This is a genomic window from Leclercia adecarboxylata, from assembly GCF_006171285.1.
In the GTDB taxonomy this organism is placed as follows: domain Bacteria; phylum Pseudomonadota; class Gammaproteobacteria; order Enterobacterales; family Enterobacteriaceae; genus Enterobacter; species Enterobacter barmai.
This window is the reverse complement of sequence record NZ_CP040889.1, coordinates 2,415,248-2,440,562: the sequence shown is the minus strand read 5'-3', so window position 1 is coordinate 2,440,562 and position 25,315 is coordinate 2,415,248. Positions and strand designations below refer to the sequence as shown.

The following is a 25,315-nucleotide window of genomic DNA, read 5'->3' as shown; positions in this document are numbered from 1 at the left end:
TCGATTCAGGGGATAATCGTCGGTCAGAAAATAGACATAACCACATATGTACTGTGTGTTTAGTACATCAATCGGCAGCTTGAAAAGAAGGTTCACATGTTAAACAACATTCGTATCGAAGAAGATTTGTTGGGTACCAGGGAAGTTCCAGCGGATGCCTACTATGGTGTTCACACTCTGAGAGCGATTGAAAACTTCTACATCAGCAACAGCAAAATCAGCGACATCCCTGAGTTTGTCCGTGGCATGGTGATGGTGAAGAAAGCGGCAGCCATGGCGAACAAAGAGCTGCAAACCATTCCTAAAAACATCGCCAATACCATCATCGCCGCCTGCGATGAAGTGCTGAACAACGGCAAGTGCATGGACCAATTCCCGGTCGACGTCTATCAGGGCGGCGCGGGTACATCAGTGAACATGAATACCAACGAGGTACTGGCAAACATCGGCCTTGAGCTGATGGGCCACCAGAAAGGTGAGTACCAGTACCTGAACCCGAACGATCACGTCAATAAATGCCAGTCCACCAACGACGCCTACCCGACCGGTTTCCGTATCGCCGTGTACGCCTCTGTCGTGAAGCTGGTTGATGCGATTAACCAGCTGGGGGAAGGTTTCCAGAACAAGGCTGTCGAATTCCAGGACATCCTGAAAATGGGGCGTACCCAGCTGCAGGACGCGGTACCAATGACCCTCGGTCAGGAGTTCCACGCGTTTAACGTGCTGCTGAATGAAGAGACCCGCAACCTGATGCGCACCTCTGAACTGCTGCTTGAGGTGAACCTTGGGGCAACGGCGATTGGTACGCGCCTGAATACCCCGGATGGCTATCAGCAGCTGGCGGTGCAGAAGCTGGCCGAAGTCTCCAACCTGGCCGTTGTGCCGGCGGAAGACCTGATTGAAGCCACCTCCGACTGCGGTGCCTACGTAATGGTGCACAGCGCGCTGAAACGCCTGGCGGTGAAACTGTCCAAAATCTGTAATGACCTGCGTCTGCTCTCTTCCGGGCCACGTGCCGGTCTGAACGAAATCAACCTGCCGGAACTGCAGGCGGGCTCGTCCATCATGCCAGCCAAAGTGAACCCGGTCGTGCCGGAAGTGGTAAACCAGGTGTGCTTTAAAGTCATCGGCAACGACATTACCGTTACCATGGCCTCCGAAGCGGGCCAGCTGCAGCTGAACGTAATGGAGCCAGTGATTGGCCAGGCGATGTTCGAATCCATCCACATCCTGACTAACGCCTGCTACAACCTGCTGGAAAAATGCGTTAACGGCATCACGGCCAACAAAGCGGTTTGTGAAAGTTATGTATATAACTCTATCGGTATCGTGACTTACCTTAACCCGTTCATCGGTCACCACAACGGCGACATCGTCGGTAAAATCTGTGCTGAAACCGGTAAGAGCGTACGAGAGGTCGTACTTGAGCGCGGACTGCTGACAGAAGCCGAGCTGGATGATATCTTCTCGGCGCAAAACTTAATGCACCCGGCCTATAAAGCAAAAAGATATACGGATGAAAGTGAACAATAACAGTTCAGGTTAAACTTCATGAAGGCACGTCAGATGACGTGCCTTTTTTCTTTTTAGGCGTTACCAAAACACAACAATTTAATATCAACTTGTTAATAAGCAAGGTAGGCACTTATGTTCGGAGCAGAACTCGTCATCGTCTTGTTGGCGATATACTTAGGCGCAAGGCTCGGAGGGATCGGTATCGGTTTCGCCGGCGGCCTCGGCGTGCTTGTCCTCACTCTCTTTTTTCAAATTAAACCAGGCGCTATCCCGTTTGACGTTATTGAAATCATCATGGCGGTTATCGCCGCTATCGCAGCCATGCAGGTTGCAGGCGGTATGGATTACCTGGTGAGCCTGGCGGAGCGTATGCTGCGCCGCCACCCGAAATACATCACCTTCCTTGCTCCGCTGGTCACCTGGTTTATGACCATCCTGGCCGGTACCGGCCATACCGCGTTCTCTACCCTGCCGGTGATTACCGAAGTGGCGAAAGAGCAGGGCATCCGTCCGTCCCGTCCGCTTTCTATTGCCGTTGTCGCCTCGCAGATTGCGATTACCGCCTCGCCAATCTCGGCGGCAGTGGTGTTCTTTGCCGGTATTCTTGAACCGCTGGGCGTGAGCTACCTGACGCTGCTGGCGATCTGTATTCCGGTGACCCTGATTGCGGTGATGATCACCGCAGTGGTCTGTAACTTCCTCGGCGCCGAACTGAAAGACGATCCGGTTTATCAGGAGCGTCTGGCAAAAGGTGAAGTGAAACTGCGCGGTAGCCAGGCGTTTATCCTGAAGCCACACGCTAAACGCTCCGTGCTGCTGTTCCTGATCGGCATCGTCGCGGTGATGTTCTATGCAACCGCCATCAGCGATACCGTTGGGCTGATCCAGAATCCGGTCCTGCCGCGTAACGAAGCCATCGTGGTGTTCATGCTGACCATCGCTACGCTGATTAGCATCACCTGTAAAATCGACACCAGCGAAGTGCTTAATGCCAGCACCTTCAAATCCGGTATGAGCGCCTGCGTGTGCGTACTGGGCGTGGCCTGGCTGGGCGATACCTTCGTCAAAGCCCACATCACCGATATCCAGACCGTTGCGGGCGACCTGCTGCATAACTACCCGTGGTTGCTGGCGGTGGTGCTGTTCTTTGCGGCTACCCTGCTCTACTCTCAGGCGGCCACCACCAAGGCGCTGATGCCTGCGGCACTGATGCTGGGCGTTTCTCCGCTGACTGCAATCGCCTCGTTTGCTGCCGTTTCCGCGCTGTTTGTGCTGCCAACCTACCCGACCCTGCTTGCAGCCGTCGAAATGGATGACACCGGCTCGACCCGCATTGGTAAATACGTGTTTAACCACGCCTTCCTGATCCCGGGCGTGATTGCTATTACCCTGTGCGTGATCCTCGGCTTCATCATCGGCGGGATTGTGCTGTAAACCTTTTTTGGCTGTAAAAAGAGTTAAAGTCGGGCCGCTTAGCGGCCCGATTCATTAATGAGCAGCGGCCCGTCGTGATATAGTGATTTTTTTTCGCGATAACGAGGTCGACCTGTGAATATGCCTGACACTGTTGTTGTACTCTGTACCGCCCCTGATGAAGCTACCGCTCAGGATCTGGCTGCCAAAGTCCTGGCAGAAAAGCTCGCGGCCTGCGTGACCATCCTCCCCGGCGCCACCTCCCTTTACTACTGGGAAGGCAAGCTGGAACAGGAGTATGAAGTGCAGATGCTGCTTAAATCCAGCGTGGCCCATCAGCAAGCACTCCTCGACTGCCTCAAATCGCATCATCCTTACCAGACCCCGGAACTGCTGGTGCTGCCAGTGCTCCACGGTGATAACGACTATCTCTCATGGCTCAACGCGTCCTTACGCTGATCCTGCTGCTGTGCAGCACATCAGTTTTTGCCGGGTTGTTTGATGCACCCGGCCGCTCGAACTTCACGCCAGCCGATCAGGCTTTCGTGTTCGACTTTCAGCAAAACCAACATGAACTGAATCTCAACTGGACTGTGAAGGAGGGTTACTACCTCTATCGCAAACAGATCAGCATTACGCCCGCTCAGGCACAGGTCGGTGAGCTCCAGCTGCCCGCAGGCGTGGCGCACGAAGACGAATTTTACGGTAAAAGCGAAATCTACCGCGGCCAGCTGTCTGTCCCGGTAACGGTCACTCAGGCTGATAAAGGTGCCACCCTGACGGTCACCTATCAGGGCTGTGCCGACGCGGGCTTATGCTATCCGCCAGAAACCAAAGTCGTGCCGCTGAGCGAAGTTACCGCAACTGACCAACCGGCAGTTTCCCCTCTCCCCTCAGGGGTGACGGGCGAAAGCGGCAGTGAACTGCCCTTCTCCGCCCTCTGGGCCCTTCTGATCGGCATCGGCATCGCCTTCACCCCCTGCGTATTGCCGATGTATCCGCTTATCTCCGGCATCGTGCTCGGGGGCAAGCAACGTCTCTCCACCGCCCGCGCGCTGCTGCTGGCGTTTATCTACGTACAGGGGATGGCGCTTACCTATACCGCGCTTGGCCTGATCGTGGCGGCAGCCGGGCTCCAGTTCCAGGCCGCACTGCAGCATCCGTGGGTGCTTATCGGGCTGTCAGTGGTGTTTATCCTGCTGGCGATCTCCATGTTTGGCCTCTTCAGCCTGCAGCTGCCCTCTTCCCTGCAAACCCGCTTAACCCTGATGAGTAACCGTCAGCAGGGTGGTTCCATGAGCGGGGTATTTGCGATGGGCGCTATCGCCGGGCTGATCTGTTCGCCCTGCACCACCGCCCCGCTCAGCGCGATCCTGCTCTATATCGCCCAGAGCGGTAATATGTGGCTCGGCGGCGGCACGCTCTATCTTTACGCCTTGGGAATGGGTCTGCCGCTGATTCTGGTGACGGTATTCGGCAACCGCCTGCTGCCCAAAAGTGGCCCGTGGATGGAAACGGTCAAAACCGCGTTTGGCTTTGTGATCCTGGCGCTGCCGGTGTTCCTGCTGGAACGCGTGATCGGCGATGTCTGGGGGATGCGCCTGTGGGCCATGCTGGGGGTGGCATTCTTTAGTTGGGCATTTATCAGCAGCCTCAGTGCCCGCAAGCCGTGGGTCCGCGTTGTGCAGATCCTGCTGCTGGCTGCCGCGCTGGTTAGCGTGCGCCCGCTACAGGACTGGGTGTTTGGCGCGCCGGCCGCGCAAAGCCAGGCGCACCTGAATTTCACGCCGGTCAGGAACGTCGACGAATTACATCACGCGCTGGCGCAGGCGCAGGGCAAACCGGTGATGCTCGACCTCTACGCCGACTGGTGCGTCGCCTGCAAAGAGTTTGAAAAATACACCTTTAGCGACCCACAGGTGCAAAACGCGCTGAAAGATACCGTCCTCCTGCAGGCTAACGTCACGGCGAACGGCCCGGAGGATAAGGTCCTGCTGAATGAGCTTAAGGTGCTCGGCCTGCCTACCATCCTGTTTTTTAATGCTCAGGGTAAGGAGCAGTCCGCTCAACGGGTAACGGGCTTTATGGATGCCGCCGCATTCAGCGCGCATTTGCGCGATCGCCAACCGTAAACGACACTTTAAGCGGGAAAGTACGAAAGTAACGGAGGAGAAAACCGTGCAACGTGAAGATGTTCTGGGCGCAACCCTGCAATTGCTTGAAATTCAAGGGATAGCCAGTACCTCGCTGGAAATGGTCGCTGAACGTATTAATTATCCTCTGGATGAACTCCGCCGTTTCTGGCCCGATAAAGAGGCTCTGCTGTACGATGCCCTGCGCTACCTCAGCCAGCAGGTGGACATCTGGCGCAGGCAGCTGATGCTTAACCCTGACCTCTCGGCGGAACAAAAGTTAATGGCGCGCTATTCCGCGCTCACCGACTGCGTGCGCAATCACCGCTACCCAGGCTGTCTGTTTATTGCCGCCTGTACCTTTTTCCCGGATCCGGGCCACCCTATTCACCAGCTTGCCGACCAGCAAAAACGCGCCTCACATGACTTTACCCATGAGCTGCTGACCACGCTTGAAGTGGACGACCCGGCGATGGTGGCAAAGCAGATGGATCTAATCCTGGAGGGCTGCCTCAGCCGGATGCTGGTGAACCGCAGCCAGGCAGATGTCGACACCGCCCAGCGACTGGCGGAGGACATTCTGCACTTCGCACAATGTCGTAAAGGGGGGGCGCTGACTTAAGCCAGCATTCCCGCCCAGGCAGAAATAAAGAGGCACAGCGCCATCAGGCGCTGGAAACGCACCATTGCCGCAGTGGTGCGAAACAGCCTGTTCACTGCTTTTCCCAGCCATGCCCAGCACAGCAGGCAGGCCACTGAAATCAGTAAAAACCAGAGCGCCATCAGCGCGACGTCCCGTAATACATGCCCCCCCGCAGGAGCAAACAGGCTGACTACCGCCAGCGCCATCATCCAGGTTTTAGGATTGATCACCTGCAAGAGTGCCGCCGCACGCGCGGTAAACCGGGTAGGCGTATTACCGGATAAGTTAGCCGCGGGTGCGCAAAACAACTGCCAGCTCATCCAGCTCAACCACAACACCCCGGCCCAGCTCATCCCCTGACGCACCAGCGGATACTGATGCAGCAGCTCACCCGCTCCGGCCCCCGAAATCAGCACAATGGCACTGGCTGCCGCGCAGGCGCTAACCAGCGCAGGCAGGGTTGCCTTCACACCGTGGTGCTGACTGTTGGTCAGAATCAGGATATTGGTAGGGCCCGGCGTTATCGAGGCGACAAAAGCAAACAGCAGAAACGGGATCAGATTCACAGGTGGCTCCTTTTGATAAGAGCCCTGACATTGCCGCTATTTTCTGGAAACGTCTGGAAGGTTTGTGCATAACCGCCGGTAGTGGGCGGGCGTAATGCGATAGGCACGCTGGAACCAGCGCCCTAAATGGCTTTGATCGGCAAACCCCAGCGCCGCCGCCACATCGACAGGCTGATCCCCACGCGCCAGAAGCTGCCGTGCTTTTGCCAGCCGCAGCTGAATGAGCCAGGCATGGGGCGCCAGATGAAACTCGCGCTTGAAGCAGCGGGTAAGCGTAAAGCGATCGGTGCCGGTCTCCCGTGCCAGATCGGAAAGACCAATATTGTCGCCCAGATGCGCATAGAGATAGTCCCGCGCCCGGTGCGCTACCGCCGCGCTCTGCAGTTGCGAGGGGAGTTTTTTGCGCCAGTAGCAGTGTGACGTGAGCTGGGCCAGCAGATTATCCATCGTGCTTTGCTGCACGATTTTCATCTCGTCGTTGTGCAGCGTGGCAAAGGTGTCGCCAATGATACGCACAAGCTGCGGCTCGCGGGTCAAGGTTTGCGTGAAATGCAGGGAATAACTGCCGGGGGTGGATTCATACAGGCCATGCAGGGTATCGGTCAGCCAGCGCTCGTCGAGGTAGAAGGTCAGATAGGTGAAGCCGCCTGCGACAGGAGCGTCGCCGTCGTGGATCTCACCCGGCTCAAGCAGAAACGCATCACCCGGATGGCTACGATGGCGCTCACGACGGCAATGGAACTGCTGGGTACCGCTCAGGGTGATGCCCACCAGATAGCTGTCGTGCCAGTGCGGATCGTAGGCATGCCCTTCAAAGTGCGCCTTGATCGTTTCAATTCCTGTATCCGCATGCTGTCGCAGTTCAAGCCAGTCGTTCACTGTCGCTCCCCTTTTTCGCTGCCAGCATTGCCCGAGCGTATCTTTCTGTCTGGAAGATTTGTGCAAAATCGCCGCGCAAACCGACAGATTGCCGCAATCTTAAGCAGTTGAACAGGGTTTCCCGAAATAAGGTTGACGACCGTACGCGATTACGGTTTAATGCGCCTCGTTGCCCGGATAGCTCAGTCGGTAGAGCAGGGGATTGAAAATCCCCGTGTCCTTGGTTCGATTCCGAGTCCGGGCACCACTATTTAAAGAACCCGCCTTTTAGGCGGGTTTTTGCTTTTACAGAGCCGGACTGGCACCACTATTTAGAAAAACCAGCCTTAGGGCTGGTTTTTTGCTTTTCAGCTTTCAGCCAAATCCTTCAGTTAATCACGACCGACGACAGCCGATACCAGCCATCACTCAGTTTCCCCTCGTTAGCGAGCTGGATCCGCGCTGTGTTGTTTTTATCCACCAGCGCCACGTCCAGCTGATAGCGTCCGGCCGAAAGGTTACGCGGCGTTGCCAGCTGATAAGCCGAACTGTGCCTGCCCGGCAGCCACTGGCGGATATCATCCCCGGCGCTGCCCTGGGCGACCGTGCTCCCGCGCTGGTCCTGCAGGCGCCAGGCGAGGGTATAACGCAGATAAATCGGCGCCACGCCATCGTTTGACCATTGACTGGTGAGCGACAGGGCCTGCCCCGCACGCGCACTCGCCGGATGCGTCAGCGACACCACCCGGAAGCGGTAACCTATTTTAGTCAGCGCCTTGTCGACGATATCGCGATACACCTTCGGTATTTCAGTGGATTTGATATTCAGGGTGCTGGCATGCTGCGCCAGCGCCCAGTCAAAGGTCGCCTGTACCTCTTCGCGAGAGTACTTTTGCTCGGTCAGCCATTCCGCCATATGGCCGCAAATCTCCAGGCTGACGGGCGCTTTTTTCCAGGCGTCGTTGAATCCCGGCCAGGCCGCCTGCGCCGCCGTAATACGCTCCGGGTAATCATTGGCCATATGGCTCCAGGTAGGGCTGAAGTTGCGCCAGTCTCCCCAGCAGTCCGCCCGCCAGCCCGCCCCTTTTTTCGCTGCATAGGCGACGGAATCATAGCCGTTGATCAGCATGATCTTAGGCGTGTCAGGGAAGGCACTGAAATGCATATCAACGTAACGGTTGAGCAGCGCGGGGGAATAGCGCTCCTGCAACGGCGGCAGGTTCGGGAAGTTGCTGTTATGCCACTCCCCCCAGGCGCCCACCATCCCAATGTCGATGAAAGCCAGCTCCGGGTTATTGTTGTACCGCGCGCCAAACGCCTGCAGAAGCCGCCGGGCGTAGGCAATATAGGTAGGATCGTCCAGATCGGGGGCAAAGGTTTTATGATCCGGCGTCCAGGTGCCTTTAATCCCTTTGTCGATCAGCCACTGGGGGATCTCAGAGCCTGACTCCGGCCCATCGAGGATCATAAAGCGCAGCCCGACGTTCATGGGCGGTTGATGCGCAGCCGCCGCCGCAAACCCCTCATCCACCAGCGCAAAATTGTACTGCCCTTCTCGCGGTTCAACCTCGCTCCAGTAATAGCGCCGATATTCGAGGCCCGTCGCCGGATAATCCGCAAGGTTTAAGTCCTGATCGTGAAAACGGGCCACGCCGTTCCCGGGATTAGCCAGGGGGCCGCTAATGGCGGGCGGATTCACCGTCTGCAAGGTTTCTGCACTTTCAGCGCAGGCCCAACCCGAAGAGAACATCAGCGCTCCGGCGATAAGCAGTAACAACCCATTTTTACTGCATGGCAGATCGTTTAAGCGCATTGAATCCCCTTTTTACAGTGACTTACTTCTTATAAATAACATTTTATTTCACAGAATATATTCCCGGACTCACACGAATTGACTATTTCCATAAACCTGAAAGGAACTAATGTTGATATGTTACTGCGCGGGAAAAGTGAGTGTCAGGATTCATCTATCATACCTCTGGGCTAACAGACACCGCTTATTTCTGGTTTTATCAATTTTTATCATGAGTAGCATGGTGAAATGTTCAATAAAAATAACAAGCTAATCAAAAAGCTGTTCTTCCATGAGTCCTGGGACATCATGGTCATAAACAGCCACGGCCAGCATGTTTTCCCGGAAAACACGCTGGATATTCTTTGTAACGCTAAAGCACAGCAGCTTGATAAAAAATATATCTTCCAGGCCGATCCTTTTATTATAGATAAAGGCGATCGACTGTATGTTTTTTATGAAGCTTTCTCCTTCCTCAACTCTAAGGGCATTCTGCGTTGCCGTATCCTGAATAAAGACCTTCAGGAGATGGACGACGTTAAGCTTGAAGGCTTTGACGACTTAAAATGCCATCTCTCTTTTCCGTTCCTGTTTGAACTCGAGGGTAAACTGTTCATGATCCCCGAGTCGTCAGAGAGAAAAGAGGTCATTCTTTTCCAGTCCGTCGATTTCCCCGCGCGCTGGGAAAAGGTCAAAGTGCTGGTCTCCGATATAGCCGTGACGGATAACGTGGTCTTTGAGCTGAACGGCGTGAACTACCTGGTCTCCACCACGCTGGATAACGAGCTGGTGATCCACACCTCAGAGGGCATTCTCGGCGACTGGAAGCAAATCTCCCCGGCCCTGGATATCTGTAATGTTCATGCCAGAGGTGCCGGCAAGCCGTACTCGATCAACGACAAAACCTACCTCTTTACCCAGGAGTGCAATCCTGGCTTTTATGGAAAGTCTATCTTCATCAAGGAATTGACCAGCCTGACTCCGCATAAATATGAAGAGAAACTGGTAGGCAAAATAAGTTCGTCGATTAATAACAGTGACGGTATTCACACCTTAAACTTTACCGATAACTATATTGTCTACGATACAAAACACCTGACCTTCAGCCTGCTCTCCACGCTTAAAAAGCTGACGTATAAAGTTATGGTTAATCACCGAAAGCGTCTTTTTAGCTAAGTGACAATATGGGGAATTAGCACTAACCTAACCAGTGTCACAGGATAAAAAACTGCAAAAGAGCGTCTATATTCCGCCACCCCGGTGCGCGGACGGATGCGGGCTTTTTGGGGGATTTATTATGGCAATTCTGGTTACGGGCGGTGCAGGCTATATTGGTTCACATACGGTGCTGACATTACTGGAGCGAGGAGAAGAGGTCGTTGTCATAGATAATCTCTCTAATGCTTCGCAGGAGTCGTTAATCCGGGTTGCAGAATTAACGGGAAAACAGCCGGTGGTTCATATCGCTGATATTCTCGATCGCGACGCGTTAAAAACGCTTTTCACTCAACATACCATTACCGACGTTATCCACTTCGCGGGCCTTAAATCTGTTTCCGAATCTATCGCCCAGCCGCTCGCCTATTATGAAAACAATGTGGTCGGGACGATGGTCCTTCTGGATGAAATGCAGCGGGCAGGCGTGACCAGTTTAATATTCAGCTCGTCGGCCACGGTTTATGGCAATCCTGACGCCGTTCCCCTGAGCGAGAAGTCCCGCACCGGCGGTACCACGAACCCGTACGGCACCTCCAAGCTGATGGTAGAGCAGATTTTGCGGGATTTCGCGGCCGCGCAACCGCAATTCAGGATCACCTGTCTGCGCTATTTTAATCCGGTGGGTGCGCACCCTTCCGGGCGCCTGGGAGAAGATCCGAACGGTATTCCCAATAATCTTGTGCCCTATATTTCTCAGGTTGCTATCGGCAAGCTGGAGTGCCTGACCGTCTTCGGCGACGACTATCCGACGCCTGACGGAACCGGCGTTCGGGATTACATTCATGTGATGGATCTGGCCCACGGCCATCTGGCCGCGCTGGATCATAAAGACGAAGGCGAGGCGTTCAAGGTCATCAACCTCGGCACCGGCGTCGGGTATTCGGTAATTGACCTGATCAAGGCATTCGAAAAAGCCGCCCAGACCAGGATCAATTACCGCATCGTCGGCAGGCGTTCCGGCGACGTGGCAGAGTGCTGGTCGGATTCGTCGCTGGCGCGCCAGCAGCTGGGATGGCAGGCCACGCGCAACCTGGACGAGATGATGCGCGACGCCTGGAACTGGCAGAAGAACAATCCCGGGGGTTACAACGCCTGACGTTCAGCTGAGCAAACAGGTGCCATCAGGCACCTGTTTTTTTACTGATATTTAAGACTGAGCCACCAGTCCCAGATCCCGACGTGGAAGTTCTGGAAGACGTCTATTCCCAGCGCCGATTTGATCATGTACAGCGTCAGCAGCACGCAGCACAGCAGGAACAGCGTGGCGAACAGGATGAGGAAGGTCACCACGATGCGTGACAGTTTTGACTCCGGGCGGGAACGCGCGCGGAGGTCCCGTCCCAGTAAGAACACCATATAGAGGCGTTTGCCGAAGAAAGGAAAACTTTTACGGAAATCGATCCTATGCCGCGATGCCAGGGTAATCGAAACGATGGCGTCCTCAATCTCCTCTTTTTGCTCTGGGGTCAGCTGAGCGGCAACGTTCTTATCAAGCACTTCATAAAAACGATCGATAACTATCGGGTTTCTGGGCTTACTGGTCAATTTTAACCTATTGTTTTATCTATTTTATGGTAGACAGAGACGGTTTTTCTGGCGATTTCGTCCCAGTTGTAACGCTTCAGAAAATCACCGTAATCCACGCGCGGCAGGTTCGCCTGGCTTGCCATTTTCCGGGCTAAATCCGCGATGTTCCCCAGCTTAAAGCTGGTCTCATCCGGTAAGCCGACCTCGAGATTGGGCAGAATATCGCTTACCACCACCGGGAGCGAGTAGGACATCGCCTCCAGTAGCGCAATGGGCAGCCCCTCATGGTACGACGGCATCACAAAGAGTGAAGCCTGAGAGAAGACAACCTGCAACTCCTCACCTTTTAAAAATCCCGTCATCACCACGCCCGGCGTCTCAAACGCGAGCTGCTTCAGACGCAAACTGTATTCCGAGGGGTGATCCGAATCCCCCACCAGCACCAGCGGCAACGTCAGGCCCGACTGTTGATACGCGGCGATGGCGTCATGCATCCCCTTCTCTTCAACGAATCGCCCGACCATCACGATATAGCCCCCGGGCTGCAGATCATACCGCCCGAGGATCCTGTCAATCGTCTCGTTATCCAGCGGTTCTGGCACCTTCACGCCGTTATAAATCAGATGCGCATCATAGCGGTAGTATTTCTGCTGGATCAGCTGGTTGATCACCTCGGAAATCACAATCACTTCACTGGCGTACTTCACCGCCACTTTCTCACCGAGCATCAGGATTTTTTTCGCCGTCTTGCCCCACTTCTGGCGATCGTAGTCCGGCCCATGATGGGTAAAGACCACGCGTTTGCCCAGCAGGCGTAACAGCGGCACCACGAGGCCGGGTCCGATGGCGTGAACATGAACAATATCGGATCGATCGAAGAATGTCCTCAACGCAGCGATAACAGAGTGCACGATGGCCTCAAAACTGCGTTTTTTAGGTGCCCACAGCGCCAGCGTCTCGACGTTTTTGTAGCTCGAGCGCCGGTAAGGTACATAGGGAGACCGGGCAATGACGCAAATCTCCACGTCATACTGCTGGCGAATAGCCGGATAGAGATGCTGACAGTGGGTTTCGACGCCGCCCAATACATCGGGGATCCCGCGGGTACCCAACACCGTGATTTTTTTTGCCATGTTATCGCCCGTCGAGCAGCTCGCGGTACAGCGACTGCAACGTTTCCATGTGCTTACGCAGTGAGTATTTCTGGCAAAGCCGTTCCCGGCCTCTCAGCCCCATCTCCCGGGCCTGCTGCGGGTTTTCCGCTATCACGTCCAGCGCATCGGCCAGATCCTGAGCGTTGCCAGGTTCAAACAGCAATCCTTCCACACCGTGTCGAATCTGCTCCGGGATGCCGCCAATGCGGGCCCCCACCACCGGCCGGGCGAACGACATCGCCTCCAGCACCGCCATCGAGCAGTTCTCATAACATTCTGAGGGCAGCACCACCGCCCGGGCGTTTTTAATCAACGCATCCAGCCCCGGTCCCTGCTGCACATAGCCCAGGAATTCCGCATCGGGGAAGTTCTTAACCATGTCGTCATGCAGCGGCCCGTGGCCGACCACTTTTAACGGCATTTTGTTGCGCATAAGCTGATGCGCCCGGGTCAGCGTCGGCACCCCTTTTTCGCGGCTCAGGCGCCCGACGTAGAGCAGATACGACTCATCGGGGCTCTCTTCTGGCGGCTTACCGTCGTCGATGCCGTTCACAATGACCTCGATACGGGACTTCGGCAGCGAGCGCTTCAGCTCGTTACGCAAAAATTCGCTCGGGGAGACAATCACGTCCAGCGCCTGGTAATTTTGCGCGATGTACTGCCAGGTGGCCTCTAAGGAGAGCAGCAGGCTCTTCGCCGCCGAACCCTCCTGGCAGCGATAGCGAAACGCATTGAACACGGTGCCGGTCACGCAGGCATCGCACACCTTGCCGTCGCGCAGCATGGAGTACGACGGGCACATAATTTTATAGTCGTGGGCGGTTAACACCGTCTTACAGCCAAAATCCCGGGCGACCTTGATCAGCGCTGGCGTCAGCTGGTGATAGATATTGTGGAAGTGGACGATCTCCGGGCGCGTCTGCTCCAGCAGCGCCCGCATTTTTTTGCAGGCTTCCCGGTTGTGAATAAAGTTGATGGCGGTTTTAGCCCCCGCCAGCAGACCACCCTCTGTATGGTAATCCACGTTGGTGACAAAGTAGTCCGCATAGTCAGAGGGAAAGTTTTTCTCATGCTGCATCGAGAAATCGATCACCTCCACGCCGGCCTCTTTCAGCATGTTGCGTTCCTGAAAATAGACCGTTTCAGCTCCTCCTTTGATAAAGAAGAACTTATTCACCAGTAAGACTTTCATTACTCTCCCTGCTCACGAATAACTTTATTGCCCGGTGGCACCCTGGGGTCGCGGAGCGGATGAAAAAGCCCTTTGACCAGCCCGGCAGAGAGCACCGCCAGATTGATTACGCTGTTGAGGCCGTTTTTTAATGAGCGGTTGCGAATGGTTTTCAGCAGGATAAAGGCCAGCAGCGGCAACAGCGCGATATCGATCAGGCTGACGTCGAAGGTAAAGAACACAATCAGCACGATAAGAATGTAACTTGCGAAGATGACTTCGTTTTTCACCAGCATCAGCGCGTCGCGGAACCAGGGTTTACCCCACGCGCTGCGCAGCAGCTCCCCCGGCGCCTGATGGAAACCGCTCTTCCAGCGATAGCGCAGCATTTTGAAGGTCGGCATTGTGTAGGAGGTGTGCCGGAAATAGGGCACGTTCAGGCGATGCAGTTTGTAACCCGCAGTCAACAGGCGGATCCCCAGCTCCGCCTCTTCATAGGCGTGCAGGCTGCGGTTGGTTAAGTAGCCAATATCGGCAATCGCCGACAGGCGGTACAGTCCGCCGCCGCCCAGATGGTCGCAGTCGCCCAGGGGGTAGATCTTATTGATGCGCTGCTTGCGGGAGGTGAATTCATAGTTTGAAGCGTCGTCCATCTCCACCGTTCCGGCCACGCCAGCGTACCCAGGATTTTCCTGCAGAAACGCCACCGCCCGATCGATGAACCCCGGCTCCAGCTCCATATCGCCATCCATCAGCAGGATGAACTCACCTTCGCTGTGAAGGTAGCCCAGCTGATGCCCGACGCCGCAGCAGCGGTCTGCCGGTTCGGTTAACGACACCACCATCACTCCTTTATCGCTGGCCAACTGCTGGGTGTTATCCGTCGAAAGACTGTCGGCAACGATAATTTTATGCGGATACTCAGCAATCTGGCTGCGAATACTGTCGATGGTTTTCTCTATACATTCGGCTTCGTTAAACGTCTTAATACTTACGGTAATAAACGGTTTGTACATCAATAGAGCCCCGTATAACGGCGTACGGTCCGGCGAATGATCAAGCTGGAACCTAATGATAAATAGAACAAGAATTGCAGCATTGGCACGATCATCAGTATCTGGCTGTAGGGAATACTGAGCAGACAGGCGATTGAAAAAACGTTAAAGGCCGGCGCAAAGCTCAGCAGCCGGAGATCCTGCTCATCAATCTGGTCAACCGACAGCAGCGGTTCAGGCTGAACCACTTTCAGAATATAGACAAACAGCCCGATAAAGATGACGGTCCCCACCACCCCGACTTCCCAGAGCAGCATACTCATGGCGGTACTGTCGAGGGTCAGGTTGTAGATCTGGTTCAGGAAACCCGGCGAGAGGAAGCTGCCGCTGTTGGTGGCATTCAGCCCGTAGCCGAACAGCGTGCCCGGCAACCCCGACAGGTCGTTATGCTGTAACCAGAACGTCAGGGTGGTAAAACGCCCTATCTCCCCGCCCGGCAGGATGAAGTTCGGGTCGAAAATGTAGCCCAGTGAGTCAAAGAACACGGCGAAGGGGTTTTCCGACGTGTCGATGCCATAGGCGGCGCTATAGCTGTAGGCCAGGATGACAATGGCCAGGCCGATCAACAGCACCATCGACACCAGAATAGACAGCAGCACGGCCAGATTCACCTTGCTCGCCTCTTTGACCCAGGAAGGCATGATCCACACCCACCCCAGCAATAACGGCGACAGCAGGATCACGAACTTCACTTCACCAATAATGCACATCACAAAACCCAGGATGATATGCAAGGCCATGTTTTTAAAGCTGGTCAGCCCATGCTTATACTCCGAGACTTTCAGCAGCATGATCAGCAGGCAGAACAAGCCCATCGCTGCGGTGTTTCCCCCACCCATCGGGTCGCCCCCGAACGTTCCCACCACGGAGTCCCATTTTTCCTCTTCGCCATGCAACGCCACGCGCTGCGGCACCACAAAGATGAGCTGGTAGAGCGCAACCGGGAACTGGAGATAAAAAATCCAGTACAGGCCGCGCGTGACCTGGTAGATCTGCGATTCCCGGCAGAACCCCAGCAGCAGGCAGAGCATCACCAGCGAGAGGGCAATCTCATTCTTAAACCCGATAAGGGTGATGAGCGCCCCGCCCTGAAACAGGGTCGAGATCCCTGCGAGCAGGATAAAAGAGAGATACAGCGTCAGGACAATGGCTTCCTGCGCATCGAGGCGCACGGGTTCGTGACGGGTCTGCAGAAGCAGGAAAGCCGCCATCAGCATCGTTAAGAAGAAGGGCAGCCACAGCACCGTCAGCTCACCGGTAAAATACTGCACCAGCCCGCAGAAGATGAGTGTCAGCAGGGTGAACGTTTGTAGGTAATGTCCGGTATTAAGATTCATGATGCCACTGACCCGTTTTTCAGAATATCGGCGCGCTTATTCACCTTCAGATAGATGAAGGCGTAGCGAATGAACGTCAGAATCGAAAATATGATGATGGAGGTCGCATAGTCATTGTAGAAGTACGGGACAACGACAAACGCGATCCCCACGATCGCCAGTTGTTCGAGCTGGATCCGCAGGAAGTAGCGGTGCGAGCCGAAAATCAGCTCGATTACCGTCAGCGGACAGACCGCCAGCGCCGGGAACAGGTACGGCAGCATGTAGCGCGAGGTGGGTACGGAGGCGATCCACTCCTCGCTGAAACCGAGATTCATCACAATCGGATAGAAGATAAAGACGCCCAGGGTGCAGATCACGCCCAGCACCAACAGCAGCAGGCGGACCTTTGTGTACTCTTCGTAGTTGAAGACGTTGTTTCTGAAATCAATCGACCATTTCGAGAAAATGGTATTGCGCACCGCATTGCCGACAATCACCACCGGGGCCAGGCAGAAGCGGCTGACCACCGAGAAGTAGCCCGCCGTTAAGGCTGAGAACCAGAAGTTGATCAGCATGATCGGCAGGTTGTTGTTAGCCATCGCCAGCACTTCGGCACTGCCCACTTTGGTGATGTGGTGGATATTTTTTTGCAGGAACGCCAGGTTACTGGAGGGCGACAGGTGATGCAGCGCGACGGTGCGAATATCAAATGCCCGCAGGATGCAGGCGCTGGTCAGCGCCATCATCAGGATCGCCCACATCCAGTAAAACGCCATCACCTGGTGGGTGAGCAGCACGGACACCACCACCACCACCGAGACGGAGATGCGTTGCACCACCAGAAAGCGAAAGTTCGCCGTGCGCAGCGACAGGTTCTCGGCTATCAGCACCCAGGTATTCGAGAGCGTGAGCAGGTAGAGGAAAAGGATATTCTGATGAAACAGCCAGCCCGTCAGTACGGCATACGGAATGGCGACGGTCAGGCTTTGCAGGAGACAAAAGACCACGTTCTGGGCCAGCTCGTCATCCTGTTGCCTGGGGATCAACAGCTGCGAGGCAAAGGTACAGACCTGGGCCCCGATCAGGGCAATGCTGTAGTTGAGCGCGTAGAGCCCCACCTCGCCAAGATCGTACTTATGCGAAATGAGCCAGATCGACAGGGCACCAATCAGTTGTGATATGACTGATGACCCCGCGATCGTGGAGGCGCTCTTAAGGAGACTCATGCCTGGCCTGTGTTATTCATCAGTTCGTGGGTATGGTAATTCAGCGAACGCAGCCCCTCTTTGCTCTCCAGATTTTTATCCACCACCTGATTCAGCACCCCGCCGATAATCACGTTGTGGTCGTTGGTCGCTTTCTCAATGGCTGGTCCAATCGTGTCGGCCGCGTTCAGACCCGCTTTCAGGACAAAGATCAGGCCATCCGTCACCTGGCTCACCAGCTGGACTTCCTGGCTCTGATTCACCGCCGCCACATCGACGATAATGCGCTGGTAGCGGCCACGCAGCGAATCGATCAGCGGTTTCAGCCGTTCAGGCGACAGCAGCAGCAGCGCCGAGACCGGGGTATTGCCGCGCGGCAGGAAGTCGAGATTCTCGCTCATCTTCACCAGCACGTTTTCGGTCGCACTGTCGCCGCGCAGCACTTCTGCCACGCCCGGCGCCTTCGGTGAGCCCAGCTCGCCCGACAGACCGTCGCTGTTGAAGAAATCCATATCGATAAGCAGCGTTTTCTGGTCGAAGCTGAAGGAGTTGGCCAGCAGGTTCGCCAGCAGCGTCCGCCCCTCTCCGCCTTCCGCCGACGTCACGGCAATGACCTGCAGCGGATGGCTGTTCAGCATGATCTGCGTGCGCATGCTGTGAATGATGTCGGCATTCAGCGGATCGCTGGCGATCAGATCGCGGATTTTGCTGCGCCCGCCCACCCCTTTAAAGCGGCGGATCTCACCCAGCGGCAGCAGATTCAGTCGTTTCTGCATCTGGCTGAGGGTATTCACCGATTTGTCCGTGGCGGTTTTCACCATGATGTACATCGTGTAGAAAAGCATCACCAGCAGCACAATCATCAACATCAGCAGCGGCTTATTCGGTTTGGCCGGAAGCGCAGCGGGTACGGCCGGATCGTAGATCTCCGCATCGGCATCGGAATAAGAGCCGGGTAACGCCAGCTCCTGCGTGCGCTGATAGGCCATCTTGTACATCTCTTCCGTTTTATCCAGCGCCAGCTTCAGGTCGTTGTATCCATCACGTTTCATAGACAACTTCTGGAAGTTCGCTTTCTGTTCTTCCAGCTGCTTCTGATAATTTCTTTCGTCCGCCAGCGCCGCCTCGTAGTTCTGGCGTAATCCGGCTTCCTGCTCCCTGAGCGTCATCGCCGTTTGCGCCTGGATCGCGCTGATACGGGCCCGGGCCTGGATCACTTTGTCGTACTGGGGCCCGTAGGTTTTTTCCAGCTGCGAAAGCTCGCTGTTGGCCTGGATCAGGGCGATGCGTAAATCCTGGATCTGGGCATGGTTTGAAATCGACGGCAGCGAGATGGCTCTCCCCCCGCCGGAACGAATCTCGTTATAGACAGATTCAGCCGCCACCCGGCGCTCGGTCGCATTCGCCAGACGGTTGGTAATAATGCCCATCTGTTCCGTCTCAAAACCATCCACGCCGCGGAAGGTCAATAACCCCTCTTTCGCCAGATAGCCATCCAGAGCGGACTTTTGTTGCGCCATCTGCTGCTGAAGTTCCTGCAGCTTCTGCTGGTTATCATCTCTCGCCTTCGCCGTTTTTTGCTGCTTGAGGGCCAGGGTGTAATTGATAAACGACTCGGCGACGCCGTTAGCCACATCCGCCGCCAGCTGCGGCGACGTGGATTCATAGGAGACGGTGGACAGATGGGTGGTGCGCACGTTGCTGATGGTGAGATCTTTCATCAGCGTTTTCAGGGCATGATCTACCCGCTGCTGTTCGTTCTCAGGGGTTGCGCCAATGCCCGCCCCCTCGCCGTTAAACGCGGGGTTCTGATCGAGTTTCAGCGTGCGAATGGCCTGCTCAAGCACCACGCGCGACTGCATCAGCGCGGTTTGCGTTTCGTAATATCCGTTACGGGTGGAGTCATAGCCTTCCACTTTCTGGAATGGTGAAACATTGTCCGGCTGAGCTTTGATCAGTACCGTGGCGGTGGAAACGTACTTCGATGACATCAAACTCATTAGTGGCCAGGCAATCGCTCCGGCAACGATGCCGGAGAGAAGGATTTTCCAGGAGTTCTTTTTAATTTCTCTGGCAAATCTTGCGATATCGATAGCGCTTTCTCGCTTTTTGCCATTTTCCACTATTGATAGTTTCATGGTCAGAAGAATCCTGTGCCAATAATGACGAGATCGCCCGGGAGTACGGAGTGCGTAACATCAACATTTTCGAGTAACTCACCGGTGGATGATTGACGAATTTTGAGATCCGTACGGTCTGCACGATCGGTATAACCCCCAGCAAGGGCGATGGATTTCTCCACGGTCATACCTGGCTCGTAGGAATAGCCATTCGGGTTCTCAACTTCACCAGAGATATAAAACTTACGGAATTCAGCGATATTGACCGTCACCATGGGATTAAGCACAAAACCTTTGCGCAGGCGTTGCGTAATTTCCGCATCCACCTGGCTGGCGGTTTTGCCCTTTAATTCCAGCTTGCCAATATAGGGGTAATTAATAGCCCCACTGTTATCAAGTACTACTTTCATGGTCAGGTCAGGCTGCCCGGCAACGTTAATGTTGACGATATCACCCGAGCCCAGTAAATAATTTCCTGAATCCACTACGCTATTGTCCATTAACGTCGGCTGCGGTGATTTGCAGCCAGCGAAAACAAGGCTGAGGAGTAAAAATGCGCACAGTTTCATTATTTTCATTTTAAATCTGAACCTTAGCTGTAAGCATAATCAAAGATTGATCATAGCCCAACGTTTCAGTCACGATGCGATCGTCGTTGGGGCCGATGGTAAACGTATCTGTATCTTTATTAGACTTAAGCGTATCAAAATGATATTCCACACCAACGTTAAACGATGGGGTGAAGTCATAACCTACGATAATTGAAAACACGCTATTTTTGTCGTGGCGGTCCTTGTTCTGATCTTTGTAATCCTCTGTAATATATGCGTAATCAAGCAACGTCGTTAACCGGTCGTTCATCCATAAATGTTTGTAGGAAATGCCGTACTCAGTAAGTAAATTATATCCGCCCGCTTCGGAAGGATCCTTAATACTTTGTGATGTTCTTAACGTAAACAGCGACTGCTGAAGCGGTCTCCACTCACCCAATATATCCCAGTTAATCCCGTTGAAATCCTTCGAACCGGGGTTATTCTCAAAAGTTTTATAGAGCCACGACACGTTCATATCAACATTCGTTTTGCCCGTAAGCTGGGACTGAATGCCGTAACGCAAATAATATTCATTACTGTCTTTTTGTGAGTCATGATCGTAATGAAACTGGTTAGTAATAAAACTATAGCGAAAACGCGTCTTAGATGTGTACTGATCGAAAATTTCTGCAATCAGGGTATTTTCGGTCCACTCCTGCTCGCGGATATATTGTGCAAAGTCCTCATCCTTGCTTTCAACCTGGCCGGTATTACCAAAAGACCATCTGCGGTGCATTAACGCCAGGTCAGCCCTTCCCCGTCCGTCGGGTGCACCATAACTATAGCGCAGCTCGCTGTTGAACAAATTGGTGGTTAACGGCGACGTTACGCCAAATTCCCGGAACTGTTCCGGCAGGAACCCTTCCGTCACGCCACGCCCGCGCTCCTCATGGCCGAGGGAATCTTCCAGCGTCAGGCTCAGGCCATGCATCAGACCATAACGCCAGTCGCCCTTGAAGCGGAAAAAGTGATCGTCATAATCATCCGCAGAATCGCTGGAGTAGTGACGATAATCCCCCGTGTACATCAGCAGATACTTGTCCTGGCCACGCTCGCCGTTCAGGGACAAGACCGGCTTGAGGCTCTGAAAGTCGGAGCCTTTCGCGTCGCTATCCTGAGGCTGGAAGGTCACATTATCGTTATGCCCATAGTTCACCCCGACATTGCTTTGAAAGTCGATACCCGCCCAGCCAATGTGTGATTTTGGCGTTAATTCTGCTAACGCGACCGGAGACGCCATAATCCCAGCGATAATAATAATTTTAGTATGCATTCTTACCGACAAATCCCTTAAAAATGGTTTTGATGATGATTTTTATATCTAACCAAAAGGACCAGTTCTGAATATATTCAATGTCGTACTGGACTCGCTTTTCCATTTTATATAGCGCATCAATTTCGCCACGATAGCCATTAATTTGCGCTAAACCTGTGATCCCAGGCTTCACTTTATGGCGAATCATGTAGTTCTCGACCTGCTTACGGTAAAGCTCGTTGTGCGCCACGGCATGGGGCCGTGGGCCGACAATCGACATATTTCCCTGAATAACATTGATGAACTGCGGTAGCTCATCCAGAGATGTCCGACGTAAGAATGCTCCAAAGCGCGTGACCCGGGGGTCATCTCGTGTCGCCTGTTTCACCGTGTCGGTATTTTCCATAACTTTCATGGTCCGGAACTTCCAGACTTTGATCTTCTGCCCGCTCAGACCATAGCGATCCTGTTTGAAGAAAACCGGCCCGCGTGAGGTGAGCTTGATACCAATGGCAATGACGATCATTAACGAGACAATCATTACCATAATCGCGCTGCCGAGCACCAGATCTTCTGCGCGTTTTATAAACGCCCCTCCGCCATCCAGAGGCGAGGTAAAAATACCGATGGTTTGTAAGTTATGGATGGAGCGTATCTGCGAGGTATTGGTGCTGTAGGCGTAAAAGTCCGGCACGATCCAGGTATTTACCGTGGTATCGGACATCATGGCCAGGAAATGGCGTATGCGCTCCAGCGCCACCATCGGCAGGGCAATGTAGATTTCGTCGACCCTGCCAGCCTTGGCTTCTTCGACCAGTTTAATTACGGGCCCGTTATAAGGACTGGTAATTCTTTTCGCCAGTTCGCCCAGTCGCTCCGGGCCGCGTTCATCGTAGAAGGCCAGCTCCAGCTGCACGTCCGCATATTCCAGACGCAACGCCTTTTCCGCGGCCAGGCCGTTATCGGTAATCCCGATAATGGCAACTCTGATGCGCTTTTTAGCGGAAAGTTTGAAAATAATCAGGCGGACGACATAAAGAAAAGGGATTGGCGAGGCATACCATAACGGCATCGCGGGAATGTTGCGCACGTCGATAAAGGTTAAGTAGCCCAACGAATATAATTTGGCAACGAGAATGCGTACCATGCCGATAAACAGAATGGCGAAAAAAGCCGTCAGGAAAAGCCGCCGTTGGTTGCGTAACTTGTTGTTTTTAGGTCGATACAAATAACACTGCGTGTACTCGCCAAACAGTAAAAATGCGGTGGAGTATAATAGGCTGATCAAAATTACAGTGTCGAAAGACTCCATTTTCAACCACCAACCACTGAGCATCAGAATTAAATTAATTGAGAAGAAATCAATTAATTTAATGAATACTGAGTAACCTCCATGGGTGATCTTTTGCGAATTTCTCAGCATGTCCTGACCTACTTATAATTAAGCATCGGTATTATTTTTTTGTTGTGCTAATTGCACCGGTAAGCGTAGTAAAATAATAAAACACGGGTCCGCGCAGGGAGGCGCAACCTAAATGAGTCAGCATTTTAGGGTCTGGCTGGGTTCACTGCTATGTCGGTGTAAGACTCGGCATACACATCCCTTATAGCGCTGAAGCGTCGGTGTTATAGAGACATCTGTTTATATACAGCGTAAGCACTATTCAATAAAACCGCCAACAAACTTTAGTTGTATTCCGTTCAGGAATGAAAAAAGCGATTACGCAAACTAAAGGCATAAAAAAACCCGGCCGAGGCCGGGTTTTTAATTTACTCGTTTATGCGGGGGTGTTGGTCCACCAGCCGGGACCGCTTCGCCTGCAGCTCCGCGATTTCAGCATCGATATCTTCAATCTTCTGCTCGATATTGTCGTGATGCTCACGCAGGATCTCCTTCGCTTCCTGGAGGTCAGACGCAGCAGGCGTCGCCCCTTTCAGCGGCAGGTTCGCCGTCTCTTTCATATAAATGCCGGTAACCAGGCCGATGACCGCAATCACCATCAGGTAGTACGCGGGCATCATCAGGTTCTGGGTACTCTCTACCAGCGATGCCGCCAGCGTAGGGGTAATACCGGCAATCAGCACCGAGATATTAAACGCCGCTGCCAGCGCACTGTAGCGAATGTGCGTCGGGAACATCGCTGGCAGGGTCGAGGCCATCACGCCGATAAAGCAGTTGAGGATCACCGCCAGCATCAGCAGACCGGCAAAAATCAGGCCGATCACATTACTGTTGATCATAATGAAGGCCGGGATAGCCAGCACGAACAGCGCGACACTGCCGAAAATAATGAAGGGACGACGGCCGAAGCGGTCGCTCAGCAGGCCCATAATCGGCTGCACAAACAGCATCCCGACCATGATAGCGATGATGATTAGCACGCCGTGATCTTCTGAGTAGTGCAGGTTATGCGACAGGTAGCTCGGCATGTAGGTGAGCAGCATGTAATAGGTCACGTTGGTGGAGATCACCAGACCGATACAGGTCAGCAGGCTGCGCCAGTGACGGGTGGCAATCTCTTTGAACGAGACTTTAGGCCCTTCCTGCAGACCTTCGCGATCGCCCTGCTCCAGCTTATCAACGTGCTGCTGGAACGCCGGGGTCTCTTCTAACGCGTGGCGCAGATAGAGGCCGATGATGCCTAACGGCAGCGCCAGGAAGAACGGAATACGCCAGCCCCAGGAGAGGAAGTTCTCTTCGCCCACCACGGTGGAGAGTAACACCACCACGCCCGCGCCGAGCACGAACCCGGCAATGGAGCCAAAGTCGAGCCAGCTGCCCATAAAGCCGCGCTTACGGTCCGGAGAGTACTCGGCGACGAAGATCGACGCACCGGTGTACTCGCCCCCAACCGAGAAGCCCTGAGCCATCTTACACAGCAGCAGCAGGATCGGCGCCCAGATACCAATGCTCTCATACGACGGGATCAGGCCGATACAGAAGGTACTGACCGACATAATCACAATGGTTATCGCGAGGATTTTCTGACGTCCGTACTTGTCCCCCAGCATCCCGAAGAACAGGCCGCCCAGCGGACGAATAAGGAAAGGCACAGAGAAGGTCCCGAGGGCGGCAATCATCTGCACGCTGGGATCGGCACCGGGGAAGAAGACTTTACCCAGCGCATAGGCCACAAAGCCATACACGCCAAAATCGAACCACTCCATCGCATTACCGAGCGAGGCGGCGGTGATCGCTTTGCGCAGTTTGCCGTCATCAATAATGGTGACGTCGCGCAGGGTGATCGGTTTAACTTTTTTCCTTTTAAGCATTGCTATCCTCGTAGACTGAGCCCAGCTCTCCCCACAGCGCTCAAAAAAAGCACTCTGTGGAACCCGGGAAGCGCCTCATGCGCATTCTCCTCACTCAAGCGTAGCAGGTTTACTTACACTGACCTTTTTTGACCGGTACAACCGAACCTGTTGACGCCTGTCTGGGCTTGTTGATGACCTCAATACCCTACCAGCGTTTATATGTGTGATCAACTTCACATATATTTTTCAGTTTATCACCAGAAGTGTAAAAACTGTAAAACCATGACCATTAGTTGTTTCTTATGTCTGCCTCTGTAAATACCCTTCCGCGCGTTATTATTTGCGGTGAAATTAAAAAAGAACGACATTTTTTTACAAGACATTCACAGCCGCTTTAATAATCAAGAGGCAAATATCCTGTTTCCTTAAAATATGTGATGAAGATAACTAAAACGGTGTTTTATTTTGATTGAATCATCATTCCAACGATCGCATCATAAGTCCGTCAGAACGAGTCAGGCCTC

At 53.9% G+C, this 25,315-nt stretch carries 21 protein-coding genes and 1 tRNA gene; 8 read left to right on the top strand and 14 right to left on the bottom strand.

The window, feature by feature from the left end; genetic code table 11:
* Positions 1–96 precede the first annotated feature (96 nt).
* From aspA to FHN83_RS13420, 5 genes are all read left to right on the top strand, one after another.
* Positions 97–1,533 (top strand): aspartate ammonia-lyase, encoded by a 1,437-nt coding sequence (aspA, locus tag FHN83_RS13440; RefSeq protein ID WP_039028408.1) that lies wholly within the window; start codon positions 97–99, stop codon positions 1,531–1,533.
* Between the two features lie 114 nt (positions 1,534–1,647).
* Positions 1,648–2,949 (top strand): anaerobic C4-dicarboxylate transporter, encoded by a 1,302-nt coding sequence (locus FHN83_RS13435; RefSeq protein WP_039028407.1) that lies wholly within the window; start codon positions 1,648–1,650, stop codon positions 2,947–2,949.
* Positions 2,950–3,063: 114 nt separating this feature from the next.
* Positions 3,064–3,387 (top strand): divalent cation tolerance protein CutA, encoded by a 324-nt coding sequence (gene cutA, locus FHN83_RS13430; protein ID WP_039028406.1) that lies wholly within the window; start codon positions 3,064–3,066, stop codon positions 3,385–3,387.
* Positions 3,363–5,060, top strand: a complete 1,698-nt coding sequence (locus FHN83_RS13425; protein ID WP_139564021.1) for a protein-disulfide reductase DsbD — start codon at positions 3,363–3,365, stop codon at positions 5,058–5,060. The genes cutA and FHN83_RS13425 overlap by 25 nt, the downstream gene beginning before the upstream one ends.
* A gap of 46 nt (positions 5,061–5,106) precedes the next feature.
* Positions 5,107–5,682: a transcriptional regulator gene (locus FHN83_RS13420; protein ID WP_039028483.1), complete on the top strand. Its 576-nt coding sequence runs from the start codon at positions 5,107–5,109 to the stop codon at positions 5,680–5,682.
* Here the strand turns inward: FHN83_RS13420 and FHN83_RS13415 are convergent.
* Positions 5,679–6,269 (bottom strand): LysE family translocator, encoded by a 591-nt coding sequence (locus FHN83_RS13415; RefSeq protein ID WP_139564020.1) that lies wholly within the window; start codon positions 6,267–6,269, stop codon positions 5,679–5,681. The genes FHN83_RS13420 and FHN83_RS13415 overlap by 4 nt on opposite strands.
* A 36-nt stretch (positions 6,270–6,305) precedes the next feature.
* A complete protein-coding gene (locus FHN83_RS13410) occupies positions 6,306–7,148 on the bottom strand; it encodes an AraC family transcriptional regulator (RefSeq protein WP_039028403.1) in 843 nt (280 codons plus the stop codon).
* Positions 7,149–7,319: 171 nt separating this feature from the next.
* Between FHN83_RS13410 and FHN83_RS13405 the strand changes: the two genes are divergently transcribed.
* Positions 7,320–7,395 (top strand) — tRNA-Phe (locus FHN83_RS13405).
* Positions 7,396–7,515: 120 nt separating this feature from the next.
* Here FHN83_RS13405 and FHN83_RS13400 read toward each other — a convergent pair.
* A complete protein-coding gene (locus FHN83_RS13400) occupies positions 7,516–8,940 on the bottom strand; it encodes a DUF4832 domain-containing protein (protein WP_419146412.1) in 1,425 nt (474 codons plus the stop codon).
* 228 nt (positions 8,941–9,168) lie between these two features.
* Between FHN83_RS13400 and FHN83_RS13395 the strand changes: the two genes are divergently transcribed.
* Both FHN83_RS13395 and galE read left to right on the top strand, forming a co-directional pair.
* On the top strand, positions 9,169–10,095 hold the full coding sequence (locus FHN83_RS13395) for a hypothetical protein (RefSeq protein WP_138370065.1): 927 nt from the start codon (positions 9,169–9,171) through the stop codon (positions 10,093–10,095).
* Between the two features lie 121 nt (positions 10,096–10,216).
* Positions 10,217–11,233, top strand: a complete 1,017-nt coding sequence (galE, locus tag FHN83_RS13390; protein ID WP_138370064.1) for a UDP-glucose 4-epimerase GalE — start codon at positions 10,217–10,219, stop codon at positions 11,231–11,233.
* A gap of 41 nt (positions 11,234–11,274) precedes the next feature.
* Here galE and FHN83_RS13385 read toward each other — a convergent pair whose 3' ends face one another.
* The 11 genes from FHN83_RS13385 to proP all read right to left on the bottom strand — a co-directional run bounded on the left by FHN83_RS13385 (position 11,275) and on the right by proP (position 24,809).
* Positions 11,275–11,682, bottom strand: coding sequence for a hypothetical protein (locus FHN83_RS13385; protein ID WP_039028400.1), 408 nt, complete (start codon positions 11,680–11,682; stop codon positions 11,275–11,277).
* A gap of 2 nt (positions 11,683–11,684) precedes the next feature.
* A complete protein-coding gene (locus tag FHN83_RS13380) occupies positions 11,685–12,797 on the bottom strand; it encodes a glycosyltransferase family 4 protein (RefSeq protein ID WP_138370063.1) in 1,113 nt (370 codons plus the stop codon).
* 1 nt (position 12,798) lies between these two features.
* On the bottom strand, positions 12,799–14,010 hold the full coding sequence (locus FHN83_RS13375; RefSeq protein WP_139564019.1) for a glycosyltransferase family 4 protein: 1,212 nt from the start codon (positions 14,008–14,010) through the stop codon (positions 12,799–12,801).
* Positions 14,010–15,008 carry a glycosyltransferase gene (locus FHN83_RS13370; protein WP_138370061.1) on the bottom strand — a complete coding sequence of 333 codons (999 nt, stop codon included), beginning with the start codon at positions 15,006–15,008 and terminating at the stop codon, positions 14,010–14,012. The genes FHN83_RS13375 and FHN83_RS13370 overlap by 1 nt, the downstream gene beginning before the upstream one ends.
* Positions 15,005–16,381 (bottom strand): hypothetical protein, encoded by a 1,377-nt coding sequence (locus tag FHN83_RS13365; protein ID WP_039028396.1) that lies wholly within the window; start codon positions 16,379–16,381, stop codon positions 15,005–15,007. The genes FHN83_RS13370 and FHN83_RS13365 overlap by 4 nt, the downstream gene beginning before the upstream one ends.
* Positions 16,378–17,589 (bottom strand): lipopolysaccharide biosynthesis protein, encoded by a 1,212-nt coding sequence (locus tag FHN83_RS13360; protein ID WP_139564018.1) that lies wholly within the window; start codon positions 17,587–17,589, stop codon positions 16,378–16,380. Before FHN83_RS13360 ends, FHN83_RS13365 begins: the two co-directional genes overlap by 4 nt.
* The gene (locus FHN83_RS13355) at positions 17,586–19,706 is read right to left on the bottom strand and encodes a GumC family protein (protein ID WP_139564017.1); all 2,121 of its coding nucleotides are present in this window, start codon (positions 19,704–19,706) and stop codon (positions 17,586–17,588) included. The genes FHN83_RS13360 and FHN83_RS13355 overlap by 4 nt, the downstream gene beginning before the upstream one ends.
* Before the next feature lie 2 nt (positions 19,707–19,708).
* Complete coding sequence (locus tag FHN83_RS13350) at positions 19,709–20,266, bottom strand: polysaccharide biosynthesis/export family protein (protein ID WP_039028393.1); 558 nt, start codon at positions 20,264–20,266, stop codon at positions 19,709–19,711.
* A 1-nt stretch (position 20,267) separates the two neighbouring features.
* Positions 20,268–21,554 carry an outer membrane beta-barrel protein gene (locus tag FHN83_RS13345; RefSeq protein ID WP_139564016.1) on the bottom strand — a complete coding sequence of 429 codons (1,287 nt, stop codon included), beginning with the start codon at positions 21,552–21,554 and terminating at the stop codon, positions 20,268–20,270.
* On the bottom strand, positions 21,544–22,959 hold the full coding sequence (locus FHN83_RS13340) for an undecaprenyl-phosphate glucose phosphotransferase (protein WP_139564015.1): 1,416 nt from the start codon (positions 22,957–22,959) through the stop codon (positions 21,544–21,546). The genes FHN83_RS13345 and FHN83_RS13340 overlap by 11 nt, the downstream gene beginning before the upstream one ends.
* Positions 22,960–23,306: 347 nt before the next feature.
* Positions 23,307–24,809 (bottom strand): glycine betaine/L-proline transporter ProP, encoded by a 1,503-nt coding sequence (gene proP, locus FHN83_RS13335; RefSeq protein WP_039028390.1) that lies wholly within the window; start codon positions 24,807–24,809, stop codon positions 23,307–23,309.
* Positions 24,810–25,315: the final 506 nt, after the last annotated feature.